We start from the raw sequence: 25,978 nt of genomic DNA, 5'->3' as shown, positions 1-25,978 counted from the left end.
TTAGTTTGTTATGATATACTACGTAGAGAACTTTTTTTGGAGGAAAAGGATGAAATTAACCAGTGAAGAAAGAAAAAATAAAATACTGCACGAAGTTATTACCAAGGGTGAAGTAAGCATCAATGATTTGGCTGACAGGTTCGCAGTAACAACAGAAACCATCCGAAAAGATGTCAGCCTTCTGCAGGACAAGAACTTAATTTCTAAAAAACACGGCTCTGTCTCCATGGTTAACTCTTTTTTTGAGAATGAATTCTCTGTTAAGGAAAGTGAACATTTGGAAGAAAAGATAACAATTGCAGAAGCTGTCATGAAATTTATCCCTGAAAATGCTGCGATATTTCTAGATACAAGTACAAGTGTTTTACAACTAGCTAAATTATTGGTTATGCGAGATGATTTAACAATCATTACGAATTCACTGCAAATCAGTCAGGTTTTATCTGCTTCTGATAACCAGATTCTTCTAACGGGCGGTTTATACCGAAAGAAAAGTAATTCCTATGTAGGTGATTGGACGTTGAATGCAATCAGCGGATTAAATATAGACATCTCATTTATCGGCTGTGACGGCTTTTCTAAATCCGGCCCAACGATTCGCTCTTATCATGAGCTGGAAATAAAAAAAGCTGTGATTGAACACAGCAGGAAAAATTTTATTTTGTGTGATACCTCTAAACTGGTAAATGAAGGGCTTTATTCATTTATAACCTATGACTCTTTGGATATGATTTTTATGGAGCGCAGACTGACTGACCAGGAACGGGAAAAATTTCCTAAAGAACTTATATTTTTTCAATCTGAATGAAAAAAATATTGGGTAATTTTTGTAGTAAATTAATCCCAGCATGAATGACTAGGCTGTAAACTACCTCTTTATCAGTGGATGGTTTACAGCTTTTTTATATTCCATAGAATGAAAAAGTCTACTTTTACTTAATCCAATAAATTATACTCATTTCTGCTCTCTTTCATAAGAATGGGTAATTTAAAATATATTCATCTAACACGTCAAATCCTTGAGAGGAGTTAGTTCGAAAAACAACTGAATTCCCGATCCATTCGTACAATAATCTGACTTCTTTGTAACAACCAAACAGCTGGCTATAATTCACAATGTCTAGCTCCTGTAAACAACATTCAACTTCCCTACTTCCAGATTCCATTATAGATGAAACCGTTCAAATATAGTAGTTTCAGCTTTGTGTTAAATCCTTTGGCGAACAGCAGTACTGGATAAAAGACCCCTCTCGTCATTCAAAAAAACAATCGACCTGCAGCTTGTTCTCTGTCACACTCACAGTGACAAAAACGATTTGCATGTCGATTATCTATTAAGTCTCTCCAGCTTCCTGTTCTCAGACATAAGCTGGAGCATTATAATCTGTTCGTTTCTGAACAATATATCATCAAATAATAAATAAGCACCAGATATCTTTATACGTTTCATACAATACGAAGGAGAATTCGGGTTGAATGTCTTTTAAAGTACTGTACTTTTCAGCAACGAACTAAATCACAAGCTTGATTTATCCTTATTCTATTCATTAAGAAAACCTGTCAGAGCGGCATTAATCAACACTCATTCTTTTGTCATTGATTGATATACGTATTCAATTGTACGCAAAATTTCTCCGCATTCTTTTCTGAATTTGTGATTACAATCAAGGTATCATATCCTGCAATTGTCGCTGTTACTTCAGAAAATCTTTTTTTATCCATATAGTTTGCAATGACATCTGCACCATTTGGAATTGTTCGAATAATAATGATGAATCTAACAATTTCAATGGACTTAGTGTAATCCTTTATACTTTTTTTCAGCTTTTGATCCAGTTCAGAATCATTTTTTTCAAGAACTAAAAGAGTGAGTCTCTTCTTACCATCTTCCAAATAAGATTTGACAATATTCAATTCTTTCATATCCCTTGAAATCGTTGCCTGCGTAATCACAAGACCTTCTCTTTTCAGATAAATCAGCAGTTCATCCTGCGTTTCAATTTCATTCTCAATTATTATCTTCTTTATTTTTTTTTGGCGATCATTTTTATTCATAAGTCTTCACCTATTTTCCATTGCCCAGCAAAAAACAGCTCCCCTGATAATCAATCATGCATGTCAATTTTTGCTTATAGAAACAGCATGGCTGCAATCAAAATCAGCAGGTTGCTGACTCCAATGATAATGAGCGGCTTCATCATAAACCTTGTCCAAGTAGAATAGTTCACTTTGGAAATTTCAAGTCCTCCCATGACAACACCGGAAGTTGGTGTAATCAAGTTCACCAGTCCGCATCCGGCAGTAAAAATCATAATCATGACATTTGGATTCAAACCAATATTATTGGCTAAAGCTCCCATTACCGGAATTGACACATACGCCAGGCCTGATGTAGATGGGATCAGAAATGACAGGAACAAATACAAAACATACGCACCGATTACAAACAATATCGGAGACAAGCCCTGAAGCAGATTCGCTGCTCGATCCAGAATAAATAAATCGAGGTGTGTAACCTGCATGATGACAGAAGCGCCACGAGCAACGACAATAATCAGTACAACAGATAAAATGTCTTTTACTCCATCTATAAATGTTGCAATGATCTCTCTTTCAGAGAAACCCTGAATGAGTGAAACAACCAAACTGCTCAAAAAGAACCACATTGCCAAATCTCCAAAGTACCAGTCACCAAAGCTTTCACCTGTCAACAAGGACGTCCAGCCGTCAAACAGGTGGATATTAAATGATCCCCATGGAATTAAGGTAATCACCATTATGGCAAATGAAAAAGCAAAAACAGATAAAATCGCTTTATGTTTACCAGTGAATTCAATCGTCTGCGAATCGGTCCTTGCAAAATGTTTCTCCATATCTTCTTGTTCCTGCAGGCTCAAAATAGTTGAACCTTTTTCAGCCTTTACTTCCCTAGCATAACTCATTACACAAAAAATACAGTAAGCTGTTGTAGCAAGCCATAAAGTAAAACCAATTCCTAAAACAATCCCCGTATTTGGTATAATTCCAACGCTTTTTAAAGCATCCATTGCTACACCGGTTGCAAATGGATTCACTGTGGAACCGATTACACCTGCTCCCGCTCCCAGCATAACGGTTCCAATTGAAACGATTATATCAAAACCGGAGGCAACCATGGTTACAGCTAGCAGACTATAAAATGGAATAGTTTCTTCTGCCATCCCGTAAGTTGAACCGCCGATGGAGAATAAAATCATCAGGATTGGTATCAGAATCAGCTCATTCCCTTTCAGTTTTCGAACAATATGCTGAATTCCAGCTTCCAATGCGCCTGTCTTTGTAATAATATTTAAAAATCCGCCTAAAATCAGAATAAATACACAAATGTCAATCGCATCTCTAAAACCGTTAAAGGGGGACATTACCAGATCTGAAACACTGGCACCAACTACACTGCTGACTTCTTCAGTTCCTCCTGAAAGAAACGTCGGTGCAAATGTTTGTCCTGAAAAAATCCATGAAGCCACGGTTAAAAGAATAAGAATGATGAACAGAATACTAAAAGATGAAATAGACTTTTTTTCCTTTTTCTTTGTCATTTTTCGATTCTATACGAAAGAGCCCTAAAGAAAAATATTTTTGAACTTCAGCCTTCAGATAGAGCTCCTTTCATATTTTTCCTCTCTATATAGAGTCCCTCAATCTATTTTCCCAATTTAAAATAGTCGCCATCAAGAAAAGTAAATTGTTTGTACTCATATATTATTTTTCTTTTCTTAACTAATTCTCTAAGTGTCTGACCAACTGTTTCTCTTGTTGTACCACTGAGCTTCGATAGATCGTTAATCATAATCGGATGCGGAATGATAATTCTGTCATCATCCTGCTGTCCTAAATCCTCCATCAAAATCGCTAAAGTATTTTTTACTCTCTGCTTCGCCTTAGATGTAGTACAATACTGAATTCTTCTTACCTGTTTTTTGAGGAGCACATTTAAATCAGCCGTAATAAGCTTCAATTTCCATACATCCATTTGAACGATTTTTTCAAAAAGCACAGCAGGTATATAGCACACCTCTATATCTGTCGCAGCAACCGCAGAAAAGTAATATTTTTCTGATTCAAACAGCCCCAGCAATGGAAATAGTCTTTTTTCACCGATGACTCCCAGGAAATTGTATACAGCACTTTCCTCTGATCGTTCAAGCCGAACTAACCCTTTGTTTAAGAAAAAAATTCTATCTCGTTTATCATCTGTAAAAAAAAGTATTTGTCCTTTTTTATATGAACGGCAATACATATTTTCAATTAGAAGCCCTTGAGTTTCATTGTCCAAGACCGAGAAATAAGGATATTCACTAGTAATTCTTTGCTTTTTAGCTCTGTCATTTGTTTCCATATGTCTCACTCCAAAAGAACTATTTTCATTCTGGTTCGTAATCTAAATCAAAAAATGATTTCTGTACCAACACCCTGTTCATCAATGCTTGCAAGCATTTCTAAAGAAGTGATTACTGCTTTACAATCTGGTCGAGATTTGACGTACTGGACAGCTGCTTCCACTTTCGGCAGCATACTACCAGGAGCAAAGTGCCCTTCCTTCATGTATTGTTCTGCTTCAGCAACAGTCATTTGATCCAGCCATTGTTCATTTTTCTTTCCATAATTCAAAGCAATCTGATTCACACCAGTTAAAATAATAAAAATATCTGCATCAACCAGTTCTGCTAATTTTTCAGAAGCAAAATCCTTATCAATAACAGCCTCTATCCCTCTAAACGACTGACTGTCAATCGGAATTCCTCCACCGCCGGAACAAATGGTTATAATATCGTTGTCAACCAGCGTTTTTATGCTATACTGCTCTTGGATGGCTATTGGTTTGGGACTTGGCACAACTTTGCGCCAGCCTCTTCCAGCATCCTCACTATAAACAGCTCCTGTTTCTTTTTCTAAAGCTTGAGCTTGTTCACGTGTAAGGAATGGACCAATCGGCTTGCTGGGATTTTTGAATGCTTCATCTTTTTTATCCACAATTATCTGGGTAATGATGGTTGCAACTTTCTTATTTAAGCTTGCTTCTCTGATTTCCCTTTCTAAAGCATTCTGAAGCCAAAAGCCAATACTTCCCTGTGTCATTGCTACACAGGTATCCAAAGGCATAGCCGGATTTTTTTCAGAGTCAGACGCCTGTTGCTGCAACAACAGATTGCCTACCTGAGGTCCATTCCCATGTGATATGATCAGCTGAACATCTGACTGAATCAGCTCAACCAAATGTTTAGAGGTTTGTTCCAATGCATGCTGTTGAGCCTCAGCACTGGCATCCTTGGTCAGAATGGCGTTACCGCCCAAAGCTACTGCAATTCGCTTTTTTCTTTGAGTCACACATACTCCTCCTTCTACCTATGCTTTTGGAATAAACAGGTTTCCTAAAGTCGCTGCCATAATTGCTTTAATGGAATGCATCCGATTTTCTGCTTCTTCAAATTGTCTTCCATATTTACTTCGGAAAACTTCATCTGTAATTTCCATTTCTTCAATACCAAATTTTTCCTTAATCATTTTTCCATAGGTTGTATTTGTATCATGAAATGCCGGTAAACAGTGAAGAACGATCAGATCTCCATCAGCATTACCGGTTGCTTTTACCATATCCATATTAATCTGATAATCCTTAAGCATACTCACACGTTCCTCGAATTTGTCTTCCTCACCCATTGAAACCCAAACATCTGTATAAAGTACATTTGCACCTTTTACGCCTTCTGCAACATCATCTGTGATTAGTAATTTACTGCCTGATTTTGATGCAAATTGTTCAGCATAATCTACGACTGATTTTTCCGGATGCAGTTCCTTTGGTGCACAAATTCGAACATTCACACCCAAAATCGCTCCTGTAACCAGCAAGCTGTTTGCCATATTGTTACGACCATCACCAACATAGACAAGTGTAATGTTTTCCAGCGTTTTGAAGTTTTCCTTAATAGTCATGAAATCTGCAATCATTTGAGTTGGATGCCATTCATCTGTCAACCCGTTCCAAATCGGTACACCTGAATATTTTGCCAGATCCTCCACTACTTCCTGACTAAAACCACGAAACTCAATTCCGTCAAACATCCTTCCTAAAACTTTTGCGGTATCCTCAACAGATTCTTTTTTCCCTAATTGAATATCGTTTGCGCCTAAAAATTCCGGATGAGCCCCTAAATCAATGGAAGCAGTGGTAAATGCAGCTCTTGTACGTGTGGATGCTTTTTCAAAAAGAAGCGCAATATTTTTTCCTTCCAAATATCTGTGCGGTATATTCTGTTTCTTTAAATCTTTGAGATGAATGGAAAAATCAATTAAATATTCCAGCTCTTCTCTTTTAAAATCTTTTTCTGCTAATAAGCTTCTACCTTGAAATACTGATGTCATTTTCGTTCCTCCTATGTTAGATGAGCAAGTTCGGAAACTCGCAAAATATTGTTCTAATTGGGTTCAATCAAGATTGTTGCTGTTGATCTACCTCAATTTTTTCCTATTTTTAAGGGTTTTTACTTGGCAAGAAAAACCGTTCTTGATAATCGCTTGTGAACAAGTACCCTGTATCTAAATGAAAGGTGATCTTTTTTATGCTCCGTCAAGTTATGACCCATTCCTGTTATTTATCTTAATTGAATGTCGCCTTAGCGAAAATACCAAATGACAATTTGATCTTCCATCACAACAATATCCAACTCTTCCAAATGCTGGATTTGGATCCAGCCATCCCATTACTTCGATAGGCCTATTCTCATACTGGAAAACCTACCAAAGATCCAACAATTCTTTTGAACTGCATAGTTTCTTAATCTAAAATTAAAACTGGCAAATAACTTGGTTTTATTTATGAAGGAGCTTTGAGCTATTGCCATGTAATTTAGTAATTAATATATCACCAGCTTGGGGATTTCCGGCAACACTTCGAAATTCTGGAATTACTGGATCAGATGGAGGGGGAGTTGTTGCTAATTGAACATATAAATCAAAAGTAATTTCCTCATCGTTTCTTTCAAATTCATCTAATTTTTCTCCGACTAACGCATACTCGCTTAAGAAATCATCCATCTCACTTGCAAATACCTTACTACTATTAAACAAAAGAGCAGTGAAAATTCCTAAAAAACTTAGAATACACAAAAATTTTTTCATATCATTCCTCCTCAAAAAATATTTTATTTGTATTATAATACCTGCCATTTTCTACATAACCACGAATCCAATTTTTCTTTAAAACAGAGTAATCGTAATCATATAACAACGAACTATTTGTCACGGTAAATCTGATGCCAACACCTCCTCTCACACTTTTTATATCCCTAATAATATTAGTAATTTGAATATTGGTTGATTTCAGCCCATATTCATTTTCAAGTAATTCATACAACTCTTGTTCTGCAATATATTTTTTAACAGGAATTTGGTAAACATAGATGGAGGAAAATACAATCGCAACAATTCCAATTATAACTAACATTACCCTTTTAATAACAAACACCTCTTTCAAATTATGAGCAAGTCCGGAAACTCGCAAAATATTGTTCTAATTGGGTTCAATCAAGGCGGATCAATAAACAAGTATTGGTCGATCATGGGTTGGAAACGATGAAGCTACATAAAAACATCGAAACTTCTTTTACACCTTGATGGCGTGTGTTGATCCCCATCTAGTACAGCTTACTTCCGCTTGAATCATTGCTATTTAAAAAAATGACGGATCGTAAGTTTATTGGGTGTCCCCTAAAATTGGTTCATAAACAATTTGGCTGGACGTTTGACTAAGCCAGGTACATTTTTCGTTTTACTTTTTGAAATCTCAGCTAGTTTCCGTACTCACGCTAGATATTCTCTCTTACAAACGGCATACTCATACATCTTGGTCCGCCGCGACCGCGAACAAGCTCACTGCCTGGAATATAGTTTAATTTCACTCCGGCTTCTTCCAGACGCTTATTCGTAATCACGTTGCGATCATAGACAACTACTTCTCCCGGTGCGATCGTTAATGTATTTGATCCATCATTCCACTGCTCTCTTGCAGCTGCAGTAATATCACCACCTCCACAGCGAACCAGCTCAACAGCCGATAATTTTAAATAACGACAGAGTATATGTTCCAGTGTATCCTTTTCTTCAACAATCCTTATCTCCCCATTTTCCTTTGAAATAGAATAGACAATCAAATCCCCTTCGATTTCCGGATGGATGGTAAACTTATCGTAATCCACCATAGTGAACACCGTATCTAAATGCATAAATTTTCTTTTCTCCCCAATATTAAAGGCTAATAAATGCTCAAAGCTTTTTTCACTTTCAAAAATATTGCATGCAAGCCGCTCAATCGAAACAACATCAGTTCTTTGAGAGATGCCCACTGCCATTACTTTGCTGGATAAAACCAGTTCATCACCACCCTCGATTCTTGTATTATTTTCACGATTATAAAGTAGGTTAACCGGATTGTCCTTGAACATTGGATGGTATTTAAAAATATATTTCCCATAAAGTGTTTCTCTTCGCCTTGTTTCTGAATACATCTTATTCAAAGAAGCACTGTGACCAATCGTAGCAAACGGATCTCTGGTGAAATATAAGTTCGGCATTGGGTCAATGAAGAAAGGATAGTGATCATCTACTAATCCTGTTAATGAAGTGGACTGAATCCCCGACAGTTGATTTTTTCTTAAGCCTGCCATCGACTGATCGATCAATTCACGATTTGTATCAAGTGACAGAAAGTATTCTTTAATTTCATGTTTAATTGTTTCATCCTGAATAGCTGCTTCATTAAGATATTCATCCAGAAACAGATTCTTAATTTCCTCAGAAATCAGTGCTTCTGCTGCCAAATCTTCCAAATACAAGACATCAATATCTTTTGAGCGAAGTGTATTTGCAAAATAATCATGCTCCTTTCTTGCCTGTTCTAAAAAAGGAATATCATCAAACAGCAGCCGCTCCAGATGGTCAGGCATCAAATTTTCTAATTCTTTACCTGGACGGTGCAGCATCACTTGCTTCAGCTTTCCAATTTCTGAAAAAACATTAATTGCATTTTCCATAAATAAAACCTCCCATTGTTATTTTGGACACCCTTATAATAACAATTATTTAAACGCTTCCAAACGAGCCTTTTCTCTTCACTAATGCCCAATCCTTCTCATTATGCAGAAAAGATGAATATATACATCCTTTTAAATAAATTTACACTTGTTCCTTTTAAAAATTTATATTAATCCAAAATAAGTTTTTTCTAATGTAAAAAGAGGAGTAACTTAATAAATAAGATAATAAAGCTTTCCCAGTGTTAAAAAAGATACTATTAAAACAACATTCATTATCACTGCAGGAGTCAGCAGGTCATTAAATTGAAGGCTTTTAATTACATGGATATTATTTGTCGATTTCAAATTAATAAATAACATTTGAAAATAAATAAACGAATCTTTTCATTAGTTTTTTTAAAGAGTAATTTAAATAATTAATAACCTCCTAAAGCAGCAATCTTTATCTCTGGAATGATAGAAACATTGCTTTTACTACCAGCTCAAAATGGAAGTAAAGATTTTGATGAAAAAGAAATGATAATTCTAACTCAGAAAAATTCTAAACTAGAACGACCATTCCTTAATATTCTCAGACATTCCTATTCATTCAAAAACTTTTGCTGAACTTGAATATTCTTTCTTTTGTCATCAAGAATAACTGATAGATCAGCTGCAGGAGCACGCTCCTACAGCTGCCGTCAAATTTATCGATTGATAAATAGGATAAATAAGCAAATCATCCTGAAAATATACCAGTGAAGAACAGCATCATTTATCCTTACTTACAACTTTAATCTATTTTATCTTTAATTGCAGTTAAAAAGAGTTGGCAGAGCATCTTAAAGAATACTCTGCCAACTCAAAATAGTATACAGCTATTAAAATTCATCACTTAAAGACGGGCATTTTACAGGTTAATAAAGTATCACTTTAAATGAGAATAGCCAAAATCCGTGTATTCCAAAACAAAAAATTTTCATTTTTAATAGCTATGGACTCACCATCACCAGTTGAGGGTTTATTTCCAATTTATAGAATATGATATTCTCCGGCTAGACCATCCGATAGTTTTCATAACTGTTGCATCAGACTTTGAATTCTCCTGCAGCCTCGCTAATGGCTCCCTTTCCAAAATATGATGTTTCATTTAAAATCATTCTGTTTGCCATCTCCCTAGTCCCACCTTGCATTTTTCTATATAAACTACTTTCAAAACAATTGAAGTAAGAGTGATTAAGTACTTGCAAAAGCTGTATTTTTATAATCAACAAGTACTCCTCACGCCATAAAATTAATTCCTATCGTTCTTCAAGATAGCCTTCTTTAGGGATTACACCAAACGCATCAGCCAGTGTCCAAAGATTCTCATCTGAGATTGTCTGTTTTATCCCGCCCTGGGCACAAACATAGGTATAGACTTCTGCTGCTTTTTCAGCCGTTTCAATTAATCCAAAGACTTCATCCATATCTTTTCCAGCACCATAGATACCATGCTGGGGCCATAATACTAGGCGTGTTTCTTTCATCTTTGCTGCTGTGGCTTTACCAATCTCGTTCGTTCCAGGAACCAGCCAGGGAAGAACCCCAATACCTTCCGGGAAGACAACTAAACACTCTGTACACATTTGCCATAAGGTACGAGTAAATGCTTTTTCATCCAAATTATGAGTAAAGCTCATCGCCAGTAAATGACTGGCATGATTATGCATGATCACCCGGTTTTCCGGATCAACCTCTAAACGAGCAATATGGCTCATAAAATGACTGGGCAGCTCGCTCGTTGGTACCGCATCATTTGTCAGTCCCCACAGCAGCTCTACCCCTTTCCCATCATCGCTTACGCGAACAACACCAAGGTTGTCAGTCGGAGCGGCAGAAACATTTTTAAAATATTTTCCGGAACCTGTCACGATAAAGTATTTTCCGGCAAGCTTGCTTCCGTCAAAAATCATGGGGATCGTTCTTAGTACCTCATTTGGATCAAGAAATGGCAAAATTTCTTCCTTCGTTAATAAATAGGAGATATTGCCGCCGTTGCGCTCATCCCAGCCTAAACGGTATAAATTCGTTGTCACCTCAACCATTTCACGTACAAATGGTGCTTGTAAAATATCCATTTTTTTCATATTTACGTTACACATTCCTTTCTTAAACTATCCAACAATTCATTTAAGTCAATACTTTCTTGACTCCTATTCATTATCGTTTGCTCAATACATTTTTTTCATATTCCTTGACATTCGTCAGCCAATCCAGCCCAACAGGTACCTTCTTCAACTCGCAGTAATAATTCCAGACATCTGCAAATGGGTAATCCTTTAATTCTTCAATCATTGCCAAACGAGTGGTATAGTCGCCGGAAAGCTCAATCTCTTTTAACTCTTCTGTGGGTTCAAGCATCGCCTTCATAATTGCCTTTTGTGTATTTCTTGTTCCAATGACCCAAGCAGCAACACGATTAATTGTCGCATCAAAAAAATCCAGACCGATATTGGTTATCGGCAGCAAGTCATTACGGACAAGTTCTCTTCCGATTTCCTGCAGCTCATCATCCATGATTACCACGTGATCACTATCCCAACGGATCGGACGGCTGACGTGCAGCAGGATTCCTTCACTGAACAATGACAAAGAAGAAAGTTTATTTGAAATGACCTCTGTCGGGTGAAAGTGTCCGGCATCCAGACAAACCAGCTTCTTTCTTGTCAGACCATACCCCATATAAAACTCATGAGAGCCCACAGTATAAGCTTCCGCACCGATCCCAAACAGCTTGCTTTCAACGGCATCTAAGATATATTTTTCATCCAGTTTTTCTGAGAAAATCTCATCCAGCGATTCCATCAATCTCTTTCTTGGCGATAAGCGATCAATTGGATTGTCCTTAAAGCCGTCAGGTACCCAAAAGTTATTTACACAGACTTGGCCCAGCTCTTTTCCGAAGTATTCAGCCACTTTTCTTGAACGTTTGCCATGCTCAATCCAGAAATCTCTAACTTCTTTATCTGCAGATGCAAGCGTAAAGCCATCCTTATACATGGGATGTGAGAAAAAGGTCGGATTAAAATCCAGCCCCACCTCCTGTTTTTTAGCCCAGGCTACCCATTTTTCAAAATGCTTTGGTTCAATCTCATTCAAATCCACCTGCTCCTCCGTATCCAGATAGATTGCATGAAGATTCAGCTTGTGATTTCCCGGAATCATTGCATACGCTTTTTCAAGATCCTTTCGAAGTTCTTCAGGAGTTCGTGCTGCTCCCGGATAATCACCTGTTACGGAAATACCGCCAGAAAGCTCAGCATCACTTAGAAATCCTTTGACATCGTCCCCTTGCCAGACATGCATGGAAATTTTCACTTCATCCATCTTTTCCACTACTCTATCTGTATCCACTCCCAGAGCAGCATATTTCTTTTTCGCTTCTTCATAACGCTGTTTTATTGTCATTTAGCTTTTCGCTCCCTTTAAAAAATTTTTATACGAATCAAGTATTGCTGCATCGAATGCTTCAGGTTCATGAACAGAGATCTCAAATGACTGCCTGATGGCCTCTCTTGCTTCTTCCAGGTCTTTAAACGTACCTGCAGCGATCATCTGCAAAAGTATATTACCGATAGCAGTTGCCTCATCCGGTCCGGCTTCAACAGTGATTGAAGCAGCATTAGCTGTCAGCTGATTTAAAAATTTATTCTTTGATCCTCCACCAACAATCTGCAGTTTATCAATCGGCCGACCGGTATCCGTCAGCACTTTCATCTTCTCCAGCTCCACGGCATAGCACAAAGCAAGACTGTCATAAATACAGCGAGCGATTTGTCCGGTAGTTTTCGGAACCCTTTGACTAGTTTCACGGCAATAATCTTGTATTGTGAGGATCATATTTTCCGGATTCAGAAACCGTTCATCATTCACATTGATGAATTGCTGAAAGGGCTCTTCCTTTGCTGCCATAACAGCTAGTTCAGCATAGCTGTATTGATAATTCTGTATGCGGGCAACCTCCTGAATCAGCCACATGCCCATAATATTTTTCAAAAAGCGAATCGTATTATGTGCCCCCCATTCATTGGTGTAATTTTCATAAAATGCATTGCGTGTGATAGTGGCAACCTTCGTTTCAATTCCTAAAAGAGACCAAGTTCCGCTGCTGAGATAGGCCCACTCTTTGCCGCATCCCGGCGTGCCGATCACAGCCGAGGCGGTATCATGTGTCGCAACTGTTATAAAGCTGGCATTCGGCAAGTCATATTCCAAGAACTGATCCTTTATCAATTCTCCAAGAAAAGTTCCCGGATCAGCCAATAAGGATAACTGCTCTTTAGTAATTCCAGCTAATGCCAACAGCTCCTGATCCCAATCCTGTGTGGCAAGATTTAGCAGCTGCATGGTAGAAGCATTGGTTTTCTCCGTAACTGCTTTTCCAGTAAAAACAAAACCCAAATAATCTGGAATAAGCAGCAGCTTCGCAGCCTGACTCAACTTCTCCTTATCCTCAACAAATAATTGAAAGAGTGTATTAAACGGCTGTATCTGGATACCTGTTTTGTCATATAATTTTTCTAATGAGTAAGCCTCAGAAAAAAATTTAATCGCATTTTCCGTTCTGACATCCCGATAGGAAATCGGTTCTTCCAACAGCCTGCCTGTTTCATCAACCAGACAATAATCAACCGCCCATGTATCAATCCCAACGTAGCAAGAAGCAACTCCGGATTTTTTTAATTTTTCCAACCCGATGAGTATTTCTTTTATCAGCCGTTTAATATCCCAACGGTCATGACCATCAACTTTTCTAAAGCCGTTTTTAAATCGATGGATCTCTTCTAGAGTGATACTGCCATCTGCCTTGCATTTACTTTTCATTAAACGGCCGCTTGAAGCACCAATATCTACAGCAATATAAGTATCGATCATTCTCCCACCTTCCATTTCACTTTCTTGTCAGAACATAAAGCGGTATCATTTATAAAGATGAATCCACAAAAGTTCCGATCACAAACTAATAATAGTATGATTTCACCTCTTTCACATCAAACATTTTTGATATATAATTGCACTATCTTGATAGAAGGAGAAAATCGAATGTCTTATTGGGAAAAAGCAAACCATTCTTGGAGCCAGGATTCCATCCGTTACATCAATACGCCTTCTGAAAAAAGTAAAGAGCTTTTTTATTATGTACAGGAAATAGGTTATTTTAAAGCTTCCCGCCCTTATTTCACAGAAAGAGAAAATCTGCCATCCTTTTTAATGAAGTTCACCCATTCAGGTAAAGGCTGCCTCGCCTATAAGAATCAGAAATACATACTCGAAGCCGGAGATATTTTTTTTATTGACTGTATGGACTATCAGCATTACCAGACCATCAGTGAAGAGCCATGGGAAATGTACTGGGTGCATTTTTATGGAGGAAATTCTGAATTGTTCTATCAGGAATTCATGAAGAACGGCTCCAATGTTTTTCACAGTAACACAGCTAATTTGGAAAATCCGATTCATTTAATCCTTCGTCAATTATTACATGTACAGGAAAACCGGCATGCCCAAACAGATTTCCAAAGCTCTGTACTGTTGCATCAGCTCCTAAATGAATTGCTGATTCAGAAAAATCAGTTGGATTTTACTTATGAAGAAATTCCAGATTATGTATTAGCCATGAAGGCTTTTATTGACCGACAGTTTAAAGAATCACTCTCAATGGAACAGCTGGAAAAACAGTTTCATATTAATAAATATCAGCTAAACAGAGAGTTTTCACGGTTTATCGGACAGCCGCCCATCAACTACCAAATCAACAAAAAGATCTCCTTTGCAAAAGACCTGCTGCGCTACTCCGATCAATCGATTCAGGAAATTGCTCTGGAGCTGGGCTGGGATAATTTTGCTTATTTCAGCAGACTATTTAAAAAAAAGACCGGACTTACACCCGGGGTCTACAGAAAAATTGGTTAAAACAACATCGCCGGGTTATTTTAGAACGAATAAAGCGCTCCAAAATAATCCGGCAAATAACTGAAAACTGAATATTTCAATCATTCGCATATTCTAATGGGTATCTCTAGCCATTATTATTCCATACCGTATATGTTGATTTAACGAAGAACAGGATATTTTCTTTTTAGAAGACTATACGCTGCATCCAGATGGCACAAAGATAAGTAAACAGAGAACCAACAATTTACGTCTTCTCATCTAAATCGCCTCTCTATTTTGATTCGCCAAGATAATAGCCCCATCTAAATAAATCTTTCCATATACATTGAGCATTGCCAATACTCTTTCACGCAAAAAATTGAGGAAGTTCTCAATTTTTCTTTCAAAAACTTCATTGAACGCTAGAATTATCTTGATCGTTTGTCCATAATTTCCATCAAGCTTCTGACTTTCTCGATTTATAAATGCAATTAGCATATCATCAATATTTTCAAAATATTTATAAGTGCCGCCACGACATGAGTTAGTTTCTTTTAAGATGTCGGACAAACTTACTCAAGTGGAATTGTCTTCATGCATTCAACCAGAGAAGCATCCGGTATTTTATTTATTCTATTTCAAATCAACTGGTTCAGTTGATTCATAAGTCAATAGCGTTCACGTTATCTTTCTTTGATTAGTTTTATACTCTTAATTCAATCAAAATTATTTACGCTTGCATTGGATAATAAAAAGAATGATGAGAGTTGGAAAATTGCTGATGTTGAGCTTTCAAAATCAGTAAAATGGATATTGGGGAAATTATACCTGAAAGAGGAATGAATATTACATATAGTATGAAAGGAGTATTGTTAGCTAACTTCTTCTATGAAATAAAAAAATCTATTAGCGGATGTGGATAGGTATCTATAAAAGTATCCATTCTAGCTTTAAAAGAGTGACAAAAAAGTCCCTATAATGTTTCATGCTGGCAGAAATTCCTTAAGGAAAATTGACCAGTGCTTTTTAAGTGTTCAAACATAAAAAAGGAACAACTTTTACTGATAAAATGGCATCATCTAAAACCGCAAATCATCAGAAAGGTTGTTCCCTTGTGCACTTGAATTAAGCCTCAGATATACTAGCTAATTCGGCTTGAATAACTAAGCGTTTATTGCCTATTGGATCAGCACAAACATAGAGGGTAAGTTGAGGTCGCCCATCAATATCTCCTTGTGCATCTATTGTTTTAGAAAAAATACCTGTTTCATCATCAAGAAAAATATCAGAAACCCTAAATTTGTACTCTTTATTATCAGAAAATTGTAAAACATGGATTGTATCATTTATCTTTAACATTAATCCTTCAACAGTGTCTAACTCACCGATTGTTCCTGCTTCTGTTTTTAAAAGCGGATTAAAATATTCTTCAGGAGTTGCATAAAATGCTGAATGAGCAGCAACAACCACGTTATCTTGACCCAGTACCTGCTCTTTCTTTGCTCCACAGGCATTTAGTAAACGCTGATCATCAGAGTTGGGATCGTTAGACCATTCACTTCCAGTTTCATAACCAACACCTTGAAAATAGTCAATATTCAGTCCAATCTTATCACAAATTATTTTTCCCAATAGCTCCCCATTTATGCCCTCATCCAAGCGTTCATAGGTCATCGGTCGCGAAATAACTGTGTTTTCCATTTGTTTGGCGATCCGCTGATCCTCCAACTCTTCCTCAGTAGGCTGTTGCTCAGAACTCATTGTTGATTCTTCCGCTTTACCTGAATCCTTGGAGCTGCTTTCGGAGAATGTTGAGGATGTTGAAAGTACCTCTTCCTCTGAAGTCTTTGAAAAAGAGGTCGTTTTTTCTGCTTCAGTCAGCTGCTTCTTTGGCTGGTTCCAAAAAAAATAGCTGACTGTCAAAATTAGAATAATAGACAGTATGATTGAAGCTTTTGCAATCCAGGGAAATCCAGTTTTTCTTTTTTTCCTATGTCGTTTTTTTTGTCGAGAAGAATTTGGCATTGATTCTTTACATCCTTTCCAAATTGAAATAACTGACCTATATTTCATTTATTTTAACTGAATTATTCATCTTAAAATATACTTAATCATTAAAAATAACAGGTAATATATATTATAGCAAATTCTAATGAGACTGAATACAAACAAAAATCCGAACTATACGTAAAGGAATAATTTAATTCAACCGTATGAACTACCCTACTGGAAGAGAAGCAATGAATTCATTCACAGCAAAACTATTTAGCGCATTGGAACAGCAACTACTAGAAACTGTATAGCATCGAAGCTGCTCCTCTTTATCAGCCTTTTGTCACAATAAGCAATTGATATTTTAGACGACAAAATATTTTGCAGCAGCCTGTTCGACTTTTCCACTCCCTGGTCAATGAATAAACAAATAAATTCGATTATGTTCTTCATTTGTCATACACGTTCAAGAGACTTATGGACAAGCAAAGGAAACTGGGTTATATAATTATTTCACATCGTTGGAGAATCTCTATCTCCCTTTTTTAACAGTTGATTACAAAAAAAGGAAACACCCCTTATCAGAAGAAAACATCTCTGGTATCCACATCCATGACTTCGATTGTTTTCTGGTTCCTTAATGAAAACTTATGCCGATTAAACATCAGAAAAAAACAGTGTAAAAACCAATTTAACCTAGAACCCACACTAATTATCATCCAAAACCGAACTTTATTCTTTTTTTCATCATTAAAATACGGAAAAACATCGACATCATAAATATTCAATGGTATCATTTTTGAAAACACTGAATATTTTTGAGAAGGCGGGAAGAACATGAAAGAATTGTACGATGGTAAAACGAAAACAGTCTTACTGGATGAAGAAAGTAAAGAAGTTTACTTATTATTTAAAGACAGTGCAACCGGTGAAAATGGCGTCTTTGATCCAGGTTCCAACACAGTCGGCGGCAGTGTTGTCGGCAAGGGAAAAATTGGTTTAACTGTTTCCCAATACTTTTTTGAACTAATGGAAAAAAATGACATCCCTACGCATTACTTAGGGGCAGATATCGAAAAAGGTATAATGAATGTTCGCCAACTAATGGTACCAAATTTAGAATTTGTTCTACGCTATTTCACGGCGGGCAGTATGTGTCGCCGCTTCACCTTACCAGAAGGATTACCATTTGACCCGCCTTATTTGGAAGTCACGTTGAAAGACGATGAACAAGGTGATCCGTTGATTACTGATCGTCTGTGCCAGATGAAGGGGATTTTAAAACCCGGACAATACGAAGAAGCACTCGATCTCTTAACAAAAGTTGGGACAGTTCTTAAAGATTCTTTAGCAGAAATGAACTTAACCTTAATTGATTTTAAAATTGAAATTGGCTGCGATAATGATGGAAAAATGTATGTCGTTGATGAAATCACTCCTGATATTTGGCGTGTCAAAGATGAAGCAGGTAATATTCCCAACCAAATTGAGTGTGCACAGCTTATCCTAGATAAAATTCAATAAACAAAAGGTGAGGTTCTGTTATGAGTGCCTCACCTTTTGTTGTTTTTTTGATGAAAAAGAAAAACCCCTTGATATACAAGAGGTTTTCGTATCGATAATAACAATAAATTAACGACGAATTTCTTTGATACGAGCTGCTTTTCCGTGTAATGCGCGTAGGTAGTACAGTTTCGCACGACGTACTTTACCATAACGAACTACTTCGATTTGTGCAACACGTGGTGTGTGAACTGGGAATGTACGCTCAACGCCTACACCGCCTGAGATTTTACGAACAGTGTAAGTTTCGCTGATTCCAGCTCCGCGGCGTTTGATTACAACACCTTCAAAAATCTGGATACGTTCACGAGTACCCTCGACAACTTTCGCATGAACACGTACTGTGTCCCCAGGGCGAAATGCCGGAATGTCTGAACGTAGTTGTTCTTTTGTTAATTCTTCAATTAATGGATTCATGTTATCCTTCTCCTTATACCAAATATTCTTATGAATAATCTTTCACAGCGGAATATCGTAATAGATGAACACTTTTGCGCTCACCAAAACATTGTAGCACAGAGCCTTTCCTATGTAAAGAATGTTTTTTTGACTTTACCCATTTCTCACTAAACTCCCTATTATATCAGCAGTTACAGAATCTGTTTTCTAAACAAATAAAATACACTTCGAAATACTGTTAGTTCAATGATTTTCTGCATTACTTTCAAAAATTGAGGTAAATTCAAATGTTTTTTGAAGGAGAGTAAGACAGAAATAAAGTTCCAAACTTTCTTCACATTTACCCCCGAATAAACGGCGGTACAACCTCTCCTGTCAGAAGTGCTCTTACTTTAGCTTTATTTTACTGCTTAATTATTTTCTTAGAAATTTTTTCAGTTGAACAGACCATTCATTAACTAAGCTTCGCTTTCTTCCACTATAATTTCTTTCAGCATCTTCTCCATTTGATCCGTCATTTCCAGTTGCTCAAGCATGTCAGGTCTTCTCAAATACGTTCTTCTTAAGGATTCTTTCAACTGCCATTCTTCAATCAGCTTGTGATTTCCGTTTGTCAAAACTTCTGGGACAGACATTCCTTTGAATTCTGCCGGTCTGGTATATTGAGGATGCTCCAATAAGCCTGTTGAATGCGAATCTGTTTGCGCGGATAAATTATTCCCTAAAACTTCCGGAAGCAAACGTACTGTGGCATCGACCATCACCATCGCCCCCAGCTCTCCGCCAGTCAGCACATAATCACCAAGCGACACTTCATCCGTTACCAGTGTCCGAATCCGTTCATCATAGCCTTCATAGTGCCCGCAAATAAAAATCAGATGCTCCTCCTTCGAAAACTCTTCTGCCATTTTCTGGTCAAAAGGTTTGCCTGCAGGATCAAGTAAAACAACCCGCTTCTTTGTTTCGGGGGCGGCTTCCTCGATCGCTTCAACCGCAGAAAAAATTGGCTGTGCCTTAAGCAGCATGCCTGCTCCGCCTCCATAAGGATAGTCATCTACGGTCTGATGCTTGTTGTCTGAATACTCTCTGAAATTATGAACATTGATCTTCAACAGTTCCTTTTCAACTGCTTTACCAATAATTGACTCGCCTAAAGGTCCTTCAAACATTCTGGGAAACAGTGTAAGGATATCAATTTTCATCGTCGATCAGTCCTTCCGGAATTTCAACAATAATTTCTCCATTATCCAAATCAACTTTTTTCACCACCGATTCAATATAAGGCAGTAATAAATCCTTTTTCTTCACACGCTGAACCACCCAGACATCGTTGGCACCAGGCGAAAGAATTTCTTTTACTTTGCCAAGTTCATTTCCTTCTTCATCTATCACTTTCAGACCAATGATTTCATGATAATAAAATTCATCTTCTTCCAGTTCACCGATCTGATCCTTCGCAATTTTCAAAATACCATCACGATACTTTTCTACATCATTGATGTTTGAATGATCTTCAAAGCTGACGATGTCAAAGTTTTTATGCTTTCTATGACTTTTAATAACAAGTTCAATCGGCTTTTTCCCATCCTGAAATAATGTGAGCATGGCCCCTTTTTTATAACGAAGCTCAGGAAAATCTGTTTGAGAAATCACTCTGACCTCTCCTTTAATTCCCTGTGTGTTTACTATTTTTCCAACATTTAAATATTCTGTCACTTAGATACCCTCATTTCCTTCATAATCTTTTTTATTCTATCATTTTTATTACTTGAATACTATGAACAACCCACTTAAAAATTCAGATAGAATATATCCGCAGGTTTTCGATCTGTGCATGAAGAAACTGATTCGTCAGTTTTTTTCCATTTTCTCTTCTAACAACCTATGATTTCTTCTCCGTCTCAGTCATTTGTTCCACATCCCCAGGGCAAAAGCATGAAGAAAGTAATAGTAAAAATCAGATCATTAATTTTCTGAATTCAACATTTCTCTATTATTTCCCATTCACTTTTGTTGATAGCAGATAATCAATAAAAAAAATACATGGTTATTACGTACCAATTTCAAATTTTCTGATCAATAATCATGTATTTTAGATATTTCAGAAACCTTTCTGTAGTTTCAAAAAAATATTTCTTCATGCTTTTGTCGTGTCTACATCCCTAAAAACGCTTCCACCCCTTCTTATTTTAGAGTAAAATGGAAGTATTAGTATAAAAATCAATTTTAATAATTGGGTCTAAAGTTTGATGTCCGGCTAAAAAAAAGAAGGTATACTGATTTTAGATATTGAGTTCTTACAACTTTGTTACTCAACTATGCAGGCTGACAGTGCTACAATAAATACAGCGAGATAGAGACACAATGACAACAGGGAGATGAAACAGATGAGTATTAGCCTTTCAAGAAAAATAATCCAAATGGTTTCTTTTTTAGGAATCCTTGCAACTATAGCAATAACGATCTACTTTTTTAAACTGGGCGTCTTTAAAGATATTAATGCTATGAGAGGCTTGGTCGGTGATTCAATCTTTCTCGGACCATTGATATTCATCTTTATTCAGATCATTCAAGTCGTCATCCCGATCATTCCAGGAGGAATCAGCTGTGCGGCAGGCGTTCTAATTTTTGGTCCAGTTGCCGGATTTATATACAACTATGTAGGAATTTTCATTGGCTCAGTTATTATATTCCTTTTGAGCAAGCAATATGGAAAACCATTGATTCTAAGTCTGATCAGTGATAAAACCTATAATAACTATATTGGCTGGGTTGATAATGACAAACACTTTGAGCGATTGTTCACTTTTGCAATCTTCTTTCCGTTTTCACCGGATGATGCACTTTGCCTAATGGCAGGATTAACAAAAATGACATTGAAAAAGTTTGTTATGATTATGATTTTCGCTAAGCCCTTTTCCATTATTATTTACAGTTTGGTATTAATTTATGGAGGAACTTTCTTGAACTCTTTACTGGGCTTTTAAACAGAAAAAAATTATAATAATATAGAAAGAAAAGCTGGGAGAAAAAAATCCCAGCTTTTTAAATGGAAGAATCAGGTTGTGACAATCTTTGTTTGTCTTGCGTTGCCAACGCCTTTTCAAATAGACACATTATCAAACAATGTGAGACTCCTAGAGACAAGGCTTTTCTTTAGTATAGGGAATTCCAGGAGAATTGCCAGTCCCTCTGGCGTAGGAACTTCTAGTGGGATGGTATGTGTCCGACGAGCTATTGAATTTGATAAAATTCATCCAGAGAATTGGTGGGCATTGCCAGTCCCTCTGGTGTAGGAACTTCTAGTGGGATGGTATGTGTTCGACGAGCTATTGAATTTGATAAAATTCATCCAGAGAATTGGTGGGCATTGCCAGTCCCTCTGGTGCAGGAACTTCTAGTGGGATGGTATGTGTCCGACGAGCCATTGAATTTGATAAAATTCATCCAATGAATTGGAGGACATTGCTAGTCCCCACTATTGCAGGAACAGCTAATAGAATGGTATGAGCAGCTCTGATGGAGAGAATTTGTCAGAATTTATTCCATATACAAATAGATAGCTGTATGCGAAACGACGATCTGTTGAATGCATAGACATTTACCTAAAATAGCAGATAGCTAACCGCAGGGACATACAAAGACTGAAATACCGTTTATTCGGTTTTAGGAGGCTGGGCATACTAATGTCTCCCCCCTCCCCCATTTTGATGAGAATTGGAAGGACGATTTATGAATTATTGGAAAAATAGTTTAGTTAACATTATTGATTTTTTACGAAGTACAACATCGTATTTTCGTGATGTCTTTTTACTTCATGGTTTTATGCTCTTTATTCTTTTACCTGCTTTGTCAAGCCTGACAAAATTTATTCTGCGGCAGGGAAGCATTAACTACATATCTTCAGATGCACTGGGTCTTCTTTTTCAGAAACATCCTTTTGTTCTTACAGCACTGGTATTACTGCTGACAGCTATTCTGGTTATTGTTTTTTTTGAATTTACTTTTCTACTGCTAAGTGTCTTTTTTATTAAAAAGAAAGAACCAATTACATTAAAACAGCTGTTACGCGGCACTTTTTATCAGCTGAAAAAAATTAAAGCAAGTACTATTTTGTTTTTTCTGTTTTATTTTTTTCTGATTCTGCCAATCAGCGGTTTAGGCTTTAACTCAGATTTGCTTTCCAAAATTAAAATTCCAGCTTTCATTCTAGATTATATTTTTGCCAATCGTGTCATCATTGTTGCATCCGTACTTATCCTGTACCTGATACTGATCTATCTGGCTATTCGTTTGATTTTTGCATTACCTGAAATGATTTTGCGAGATTTATCTTTTAAAGAAGCCGTAACCGAGAGCTGGCACAGTACAAAACAAAACTTCTTCAAAATTATCGGACAATTTCTCTTTATCGAAGGAACCATCCTCTTAATATCAGCATTAAGCTATGCGCTGATTTTTGTTATTCAGTCAGCGATTGAAACGCACTTCTCTGCTTATGCATTGCCAAGTGCCGTTATCGCCATGACTTTTTTACAGGGAATGTATCTGCTGAATATTGTTTTTTCAACGGTTGGAATTTTCTATATCACAATTGATTTTATGGATGACGAAGGCTTTCTTCCTGCTTTGCCCTCATGGTTTAAACAAGAAGAAAAAACAGAACCTCACTGGTCTTTTGGCAAAGTGATGGCTTTTGCGGCTGCGGCTGTTATCTTCGGAATTGGTGTTGGAACGTATAATACGAACTACCTAAGCAACCACTCAATTAAGGAGCCTCTGACAATTTCTCACAGAGGGGTAGATAATGGAAATGCCGTTCAAAACAGCCTGGATGCGTTAAAAAAAACAAGCCAGCTACACCCATCTTATATTGAAATGGATATACAAGAAACAAAGGATAAAAAGTTTGTGGTCATGCATGACTTTAACCTAAAAGCTCTCACTGGTGTAAAAAAACGACCAAATCAGCTGACTCTGACCGAGCTCCAGAATCTGACTGTTGTAGAAAACGGCATGGAAGCACCAGTTGTTTCTTTTGATGACTATCTAGCAGAAGCTAAAAAGCTTCATCAGCCATTATTAATTGAAATCAAAGCGACTTCACAGGACAGCCCCGATATGATTGATCGATTTATTGAAGACTATCGGGAAATTATTTTATCGGAAAAACATATTATCCATACCTTGACATTTGATATTGCTCAGAAGCTGAAAGAAAAAGAACCTGAATTTTATGTCGGCTACATTCTGCCTTTTAATATTGTCGGACCGCCGATTTCCAAAGTTGATTTTTTCACGATGGAATATACAACTCTTAACAAAAATTTTGTGGAAGCCGTTCATACTGATGACAAAAAGGTTTATGCATGGACAGCAAATGATGAAGGTACCATGACCCGGATGATATTTTATGGAGTAGACGGAATCATTACAGATAATATGACACTATTAAAAGAAACGATAAGAACTGACTTAACGGAACCAACATATTCTGATAAACTCTTTTACTTTATAACAGGAATTGGATAATAAAAAAGAACCCCATCCTCCAATCAGCAGCCTTGCAGCTGCGTTTAGAGAATGGGGCTATTGAATTATGATGGTTGGATATTGTATCTGTAGGCATTCATATTCTTCTGTACTTATACCTGCTATTCTACTTCTTCCCAGCCATCCTAGTTTTTCCTTCCTGACACATATACAGGAGCGGGCAAACCTCACATTTGGGATTTCTTGCCAGACAGTGATATCGCCCAAAGAAAATCATCGTGTGATGTGTCTTTACCCACAGCTGCTTCGGCACTTTTTTCATCAGCGTGTCTTCCACTTCCGTTACACTGGCATCCAGCTTACAGATTCTCAAGCGTTTTGAGACTCTTTCAACGTGAGTGTCAACCGCAATAGCCGGTTCACCAAACGCATCACCCATCACCACATTTGCTGTCTTTCTGCCCACTCCCGGGAGCGTCACAAGCTCTTCTCGGGTTTTCGGTACTTCTCCATTAAAGCGTTCAATCAGCTGCTGAGCACAGGCCTTGATATTCTTTGCCTTGTTTCGATACAGTCCGATCGTTTTTATTTTACTGATAATCTCATCAATTGATGCAGCTGCCAGAAGTTCAGGTGTTGGAAAAGCTGCAAATAAAGCAGGTGTTGCCTTGTTTACTGAGACATCTGTTGCCTGGGCACTGAGAATGACAGCAATCAGCAGCTGAAAAGGGTCCTGATGCTTCAGCTCACACGCCGCATCAGGAAACATCTCATACATTATTCCAATGGCTTCCATTGTTTTAGCTTTAGAAATCATTTATTGCCTCCTTTAGTCCCGGCTGTCTTCTGGATTCAGCCAGTTATGCAGGGTCACTTTAGGCAAAGGTTCATTTGTGCTGGTTTCTGCTTCAATTTCTTTCTGCTGCAGCGCCTGCTTTCTTTTCTTCTGGTCTTCAATAACCTGCTCTTTCGTCTGGATATTTTTTCGTTCCCATGCCAGCAGAATCCTGTCGATATACTTCAGACTGTATGCCTGATTCAAAACTGCTTCTCTTAAGGCAAGGTGAATAAGCTCTGGTTTATAACCATCTGTTTCCAGCCACTGACCGATCATTTCCAACTCAATCGGTGAAAGGGGGCGCGAAAATTCTTTTTCAAAATCCCGGTACAGCTTATTAATGATCTGCTCTTCTGTCTGCTGTTCAGTGAATGACTTTTGTTTCTGCTGAACAGCTGCAATCTTTTGAAAAGCAGGAAGCAAATCATAGGTGTCCATCATTTGTCCTTGTTCATTCTGTTTGGTATTGATTCGAATGTATCCCTTGGAAACCAGTTCATTTAACAACTGATAGATTCGTTCTTTGGGTTTATCCATGATACCGCTGATTGATAACAGATCCGGGAATAGGTCCCCCTTGGATTGAGAACGATAGAGCTGCAGCCAAAACAAAAATTCCTCATCGCTCAGTCCTATCTTTCGATAATTCTCAATGATCAAATTTGAAACAACCGTTTCCCCAGCCTGTAAATACTCTTCAATCGAAAGCATGATATTCATCTCC

At 37.3% G+C, this 25,978-nt stretch carries 22 protein-coding genes and 2 pseudogenes; 5 read left to right on the top strand and 19 right to left on the bottom strand.

The features are described 5' to 3' along the window. Positions 1–49 precede the first annotated feature (49 nt). Entirely contained in the window at positions 50–808 is a 759-nt protein-coding gene (locus LI954_RS04975) for a DeoR/GlpR family DNA-binding transcription regulator (protein WP_229443862.1), read from the top strand. A gap of 785 nt (positions 809–1,593) precedes the next feature. Here LI954_RS04975 and LI954_RS04970 read toward each other — a convergent pair. The 12 genes and pseudogenes from LI954_RS04970 to rhaB all read right to left on the bottom strand — a co-directional run bounded on the left by LI954_RS04970 (position 1,594) and on the right by rhaB (position 13,970). Next, positions 1,594–2,055, bottom strand: coding sequence for an ArgR family transcriptional regulator (locus tag LI954_RS04970; RefSeq protein WP_229443861.1), 462 nt, complete (start codon positions 2,053–2,055; stop codon positions 1,594–1,596). Between the two features lie 74 nt (positions 2,056–2,129). Continuing rightward, positions 2,130–3,578 carry a YfcC family protein gene (locus LI954_RS04965; protein WP_229443860.1) on the bottom strand — a complete coding sequence of 483 codons (1,449 nt, stop codon included), beginning with the start codon at positions 3,576–3,578 and terminating at the stop codon, positions 2,130–2,132. Positions 3,579–3,682: 104 nt separating this feature from the next. Next, positions 3,683–4,378: a Crp/Fnr family transcriptional regulator gene (locus LI954_RS04960; protein ID WP_202065703.1), complete on the bottom strand. Its 696-nt coding sequence runs from the start codon at positions 4,376–4,378 to the stop codon at positions 3,683–3,685. A 47-nt stretch (positions 4,379–4,425) separates the two neighbouring features. Continuing rightward, positions 4,426–5,367 (bottom strand): carbamate kinase, encoded by a 942-nt coding sequence (gene arcC, locus LI954_RS04955; protein WP_229443859.1) that lies wholly within the window; start codon positions 5,365–5,367, stop codon positions 4,426–4,428. A gap of 18 nt (positions 5,368–5,385) precedes the next feature. Further along, positions 5,386–6,405 carry an ornithine carbamoyltransferase gene (gene argF, locus LI954_RS04950; protein ID WP_229443858.1) on the bottom strand — a complete coding sequence of 340 codons (1,020 nt, stop codon included), beginning with the start codon at positions 6,403–6,405 and terminating at the stop codon, positions 5,386–5,388. 447 nt (positions 6,406–6,852) lie between these two features. Continuing rightward, the gene (locus LI954_RS04945; RefSeq protein WP_229443857.1) at positions 6,853–7,161 is read right to left on the bottom strand and encodes a hypothetical protein; all 309 of its coding nucleotides are present in this window, start codon (positions 7,159–7,161) and stop codon (positions 6,853–6,855) included. 1 nt (position 7,162) lies between these two features. After that, on the bottom strand, positions 7,163–7,486 hold the full coding sequence (locus tag LI954_RS04940; protein ID WP_229443856.1) for a DUF3139 domain-containing protein: 324 nt from the start codon (positions 7,484–7,486) through the stop codon (positions 7,163–7,165). 361 nt (positions 7,487–7,847) lie between these two features. After that, on the bottom strand, positions 7,848–9,071 hold the full coding sequence (arcA, locus tag LI954_RS04935; protein WP_229443855.1) for an arginine deiminase: 1,224 nt from the start codon (positions 9,069–9,071) through the stop codon (positions 7,848–7,850). Positions 9,072–10,147: 1,076 nt separating this feature from the next. Next, a pseudogene (locus LI954_RS16315) lies at positions 10,148–10,225 on the bottom strand (1,3-propanediol dehydrogenase); the annotation flags it as partial. A 129-nt stretch (positions 10,226–10,354) separates the two neighbouring features. Next, entirely contained in the window at positions 10,355–11,182 is an 828-nt protein-coding gene (gene rhaD, locus LI954_RS04930) for a rhamnulose-1-phosphate aldolase (RefSeq protein WP_229440889.1), read from the bottom strand. A 73-nt stretch (positions 11,183–11,255) separates the two neighbouring features. Beyond that, on the bottom strand, positions 11,256–12,503 hold the full coding sequence (gene rhaA, locus LI954_RS04925; protein ID WP_229443854.1) for an L-rhamnose isomerase: 1,248 nt from the start codon (positions 12,501–12,503) through the stop codon (positions 11,256–11,258). After that, entirely contained in the window at positions 12,504–13,970 is a 1,467-nt protein-coding gene (gene rhaB, locus LI954_RS04920; protein WP_229443853.1) for a rhamnulokinase, read from the bottom strand. Between the two features lie 168 nt (positions 13,971–14,138). Here rhaB and LI954_RS04915 point away from each other — a divergent pair, with 168 nt between their 5' ends. After that, positions 14,139–15,008: an AraC family transcriptional regulator gene (locus LI954_RS04915; protein ID WP_229443852.1), complete on the top strand. Its 870-nt coding sequence runs from the start codon at positions 14,139–14,141 to the stop codon at positions 15,006–15,008. 240 nt (positions 15,009–15,248) lie between these two features. Here LI954_RS04915 and LI954_RS04910 read toward each other — a convergent pair whose 3' ends face one another. Both LI954_RS04910 and LI954_RS04905 read right to left on the bottom strand, forming a co-directional pair. Then, positions 15,249–15,539, bottom strand: coding sequence for a hypothetical protein (locus tag LI954_RS04910; RefSeq protein ID WP_229443851.1), 291 nt, complete (start codon positions 15,537–15,539; stop codon positions 15,249–15,251). Between the two features lie 555 nt (positions 15,540–16,094). Next, positions 16,095–16,994, bottom strand: coding sequence for a hypothetical protein (locus LI954_RS04905; RefSeq protein ID WP_202065668.1), 900 nt, complete (start codon positions 16,992–16,994; stop codon positions 16,095–16,097). An 804-nt stretch (positions 16,995–17,798) separates the two neighbouring features. On the opposite strand from LI954_RS04905, the gene LI954_RS04900 reads away from it, so the two are divergent. Further along, complete coding sequence (locus LI954_RS04900) at positions 17,799–18,485, top strand: phosphoribosylaminoimidazolesuccinocarboxamide synthase (RefSeq protein ID WP_229443850.1); 687 nt, start codon at positions 17,799–17,801, stop codon at positions 18,483–18,485. A 108-nt stretch (positions 18,486–18,593) separates the two neighbouring features. Here LI954_RS04900 and rplS read toward each other — a convergent pair whose 3' ends face one another. The 3 genes from rplS to rimM form a co-directional block, all read right to left on the bottom strand. Next, a complete protein-coding gene (rplS, locus tag LI954_RS04895) occupies positions 18,594–18,941 on the bottom strand; it encodes a 50S ribosomal protein L19 (RefSeq protein WP_202065660.1) in 348 nt (115 codons plus the stop codon). A 440-nt stretch (positions 18,942–19,381) separates the two neighbouring features. After that, on the bottom strand, positions 19,382–20,125 hold the full coding sequence (trmD, locus tag LI954_RS04890; RefSeq protein ID WP_229443849.1) for a tRNA (guanosine(37)-N1)-methyltransferase TrmD: 744 nt from the start codon (positions 20,123–20,125) through the stop codon (positions 19,382–19,384). After that, positions 20,115–20,639: a ribosome maturation factor RimM gene (rimM, locus tag LI954_RS04885; RefSeq protein ID WP_202065658.1), complete on the bottom strand. Its 525-nt coding sequence runs from the start codon at positions 20,637–20,639 to the stop codon at positions 20,115–20,117. The genes trmD and rimM overlap by 11 nt, the downstream gene beginning before the upstream one ends. Positions 20,640–21,520: 881 nt before the next feature. On the opposite strand from rimM, the pseudogene LI954_RS04880 reads away from it, so the two are divergent. Both LI954_RS04880 and LI954_RS04875 read left to right on the top strand, forming a co-directional pair. Beyond that, a pseudogene (locus tag LI954_RS04880) lies at positions 21,521–21,910 on the top strand (TVP38/TMEM64 family protein); the annotation flags it as partial. A gap of 745 nt (positions 21,911–22,655) precedes the next feature. Beyond that, a complete protein-coding gene (locus LI954_RS04875; protein ID WP_229443848.1) occupies positions 22,656–24,455 on the top strand; it encodes a glycerophosphoryl diester phosphodiesterase membrane domain-containing protein in 1,800 nt (599 codons plus the stop codon). A 127-nt stretch (positions 24,456–24,582) separates the two neighbouring features. Here LI954_RS04875 and nth read toward each other — a convergent pair whose 3' ends face one another. Further along, positions 24,583–25,233, bottom strand: a complete 651-nt coding sequence (gene nth, locus LI954_RS04870) for an endonuclease III (protein ID WP_202065655.1) — start codon at positions 25,231–25,233, stop codon at positions 24,583–24,585. A 12-nt stretch (positions 25,234–25,245) separates the two neighbouring features. Next, positions 25,246–25,965, bottom strand: coding sequence for a DnaD domain protein (locus tag LI954_RS04865; RefSeq protein WP_229443847.1), 720 nt, complete (start codon positions 25,963–25,965; stop codon positions 25,246–25,248). Positions 25,966–25,978: the final 13 nt, after the last annotated feature.

The organism is Enterococcus sp. CWB-B31 (assembly GCF_020567645.1).
Lineage (GTDB): Bacteria > Bacillota > Bacilli > Lactobacillales > Enterococcaceae > Enterococcus_L.
The sequence above is the reverse complement of the archived record's forward strand: the minus strand, read 5'-3'. Positions and strand labels throughout refer to the sequence as shown.

What these genes read in the sequence shown, in the direction of transcription:
- LI954_RS04975 (WP_229443862.1), top strand. Translation starts at nt 50, where the DNA reads ATGAAATTAACCAGTGAAGAAAGAAAAAATAAAATACTGCACGAAGTT.
- LI954_RS04970 (WP_229443861.1), bottom strand. Translation starts at nt 2,055, where the DNA reads ATGAATAAAAATGATCGCCAAAAAAAAATAAAGAAGATAATAATTGAG.
- LI954_RS04965 (WP_229443860.1), bottom strand. Translation starts at nt 3,578, where the DNA reads ATGACAAAGAAAAAGGAAAAAAAGTCTATTTCATCTTTTAGTATTCTG.
- LI954_RS04960 (WP_202065703.1), bottom strand. Translation starts at nt 4,378, where the DNA reads ATGGAAACAAATGACAGAGCTAAAAAGCAAAGAATTACTAGTGAATAT.
- argF (WP_229443858.1), bottom strand. Translation starts at nt 6,405, where the DNA reads ATGACATCAGTATTTCAAGGTAGAAGCTTATTAGCAGAAAAAGATTTT.
- LI954_RS04945 (WP_229443857.1), bottom strand. Translation starts at nt 7,161, where the DNA reads ATGAAAAAATTTTTGTGTATTCTAAGTTTTTTAGGAATTTTCACTGCT.
- LI954_RS04940 (WP_229443856.1), bottom strand. Translation starts at nt 7,486, where the DNA reads ATGTTAGTTATAATTGGAATTGTTGCGATTGTATTTTCCTCCATCTAT.
- arcA (WP_229443855.1), bottom strand. Translation starts at nt 9,071, where the DNA reads ATGGAAAATGCAATTAATGTTTTTTCAGAAATTGGAAAGCTGAAGCAA.
- rhaD (WP_229440889.1), bottom strand. Translation starts at nt 11,182, where the DNA reads ATGAAAAAAATGGATATTTTACAAGCACCATTTGTACGTGAAATGGTT.
- rhaA (WP_229443854.1), bottom strand. Translation starts at nt 12,503, where the DNA reads ATGACAATAAAACAGCGTTATGAAGAAGCGAAAAAGAAATATGCTGCT.
- rhaB (WP_229443853.1), bottom strand. Translation starts at nt 13,970, where the DNA reads ATGATCGATACTTATATTGCTGTAGATATTGGTGCTTCAAGCGGCCGT.
- LI954_RS04915 (WP_229443852.1), top strand. Translation starts at nt 14,139, where the DNA reads ATGTCTTATTGGGAAAAAGCAAACCATTCTTGGAGCCAGGATTCCATC.
- LI954_RS04905 (WP_202065668.1), bottom strand. Translation starts at nt 16,994, where the DNA reads ATGCCAAATTCTTCTCGACAAAAAAAACGACATAGGAAAAAAAGAAAA.
- LI954_RS04900 (WP_229443850.1), top strand. Translation starts at nt 17,799, where the DNA reads ATGAAAGAATTGTACGATGGTAAAACGAAAACAGTCTTACTGGATGAA.
- rplS (WP_202065660.1), bottom strand. Translation starts at nt 18,941, where the DNA reads ATGAATCCATTAATTGAAGAATTAACAAAAGAACAACTACGTTCAGAC.
- trmD (WP_229443849.1), bottom strand. Translation starts at nt 20,125, where the DNA reads ATGAAAATTGATATCCTTACACTGTTTCCCAGAATGTTTGAAGGACCT.
- LI954_RS04875 (WP_229443848.1), top strand. Translation starts at nt 22,656, where the DNA reads ATGAATTATTGGAAAAATAGTTTAGTTAACATTATTGATTTTTTACGA.
- nth (WP_202065655.1), bottom strand. Translation starts at nt 25,233, where the DNA reads ATGATTTCTAAAGCTAAAACAATGGAAGCCATTGGAATAATGTATGAG.
- LI954_RS04865 (WP_229443847.1), bottom strand. Translation starts at nt 25,965, where the DNA reads ATGCTTTCGATTGAAGAGTATTTACAGGCTGGGGAAACGGTTGTTTCA.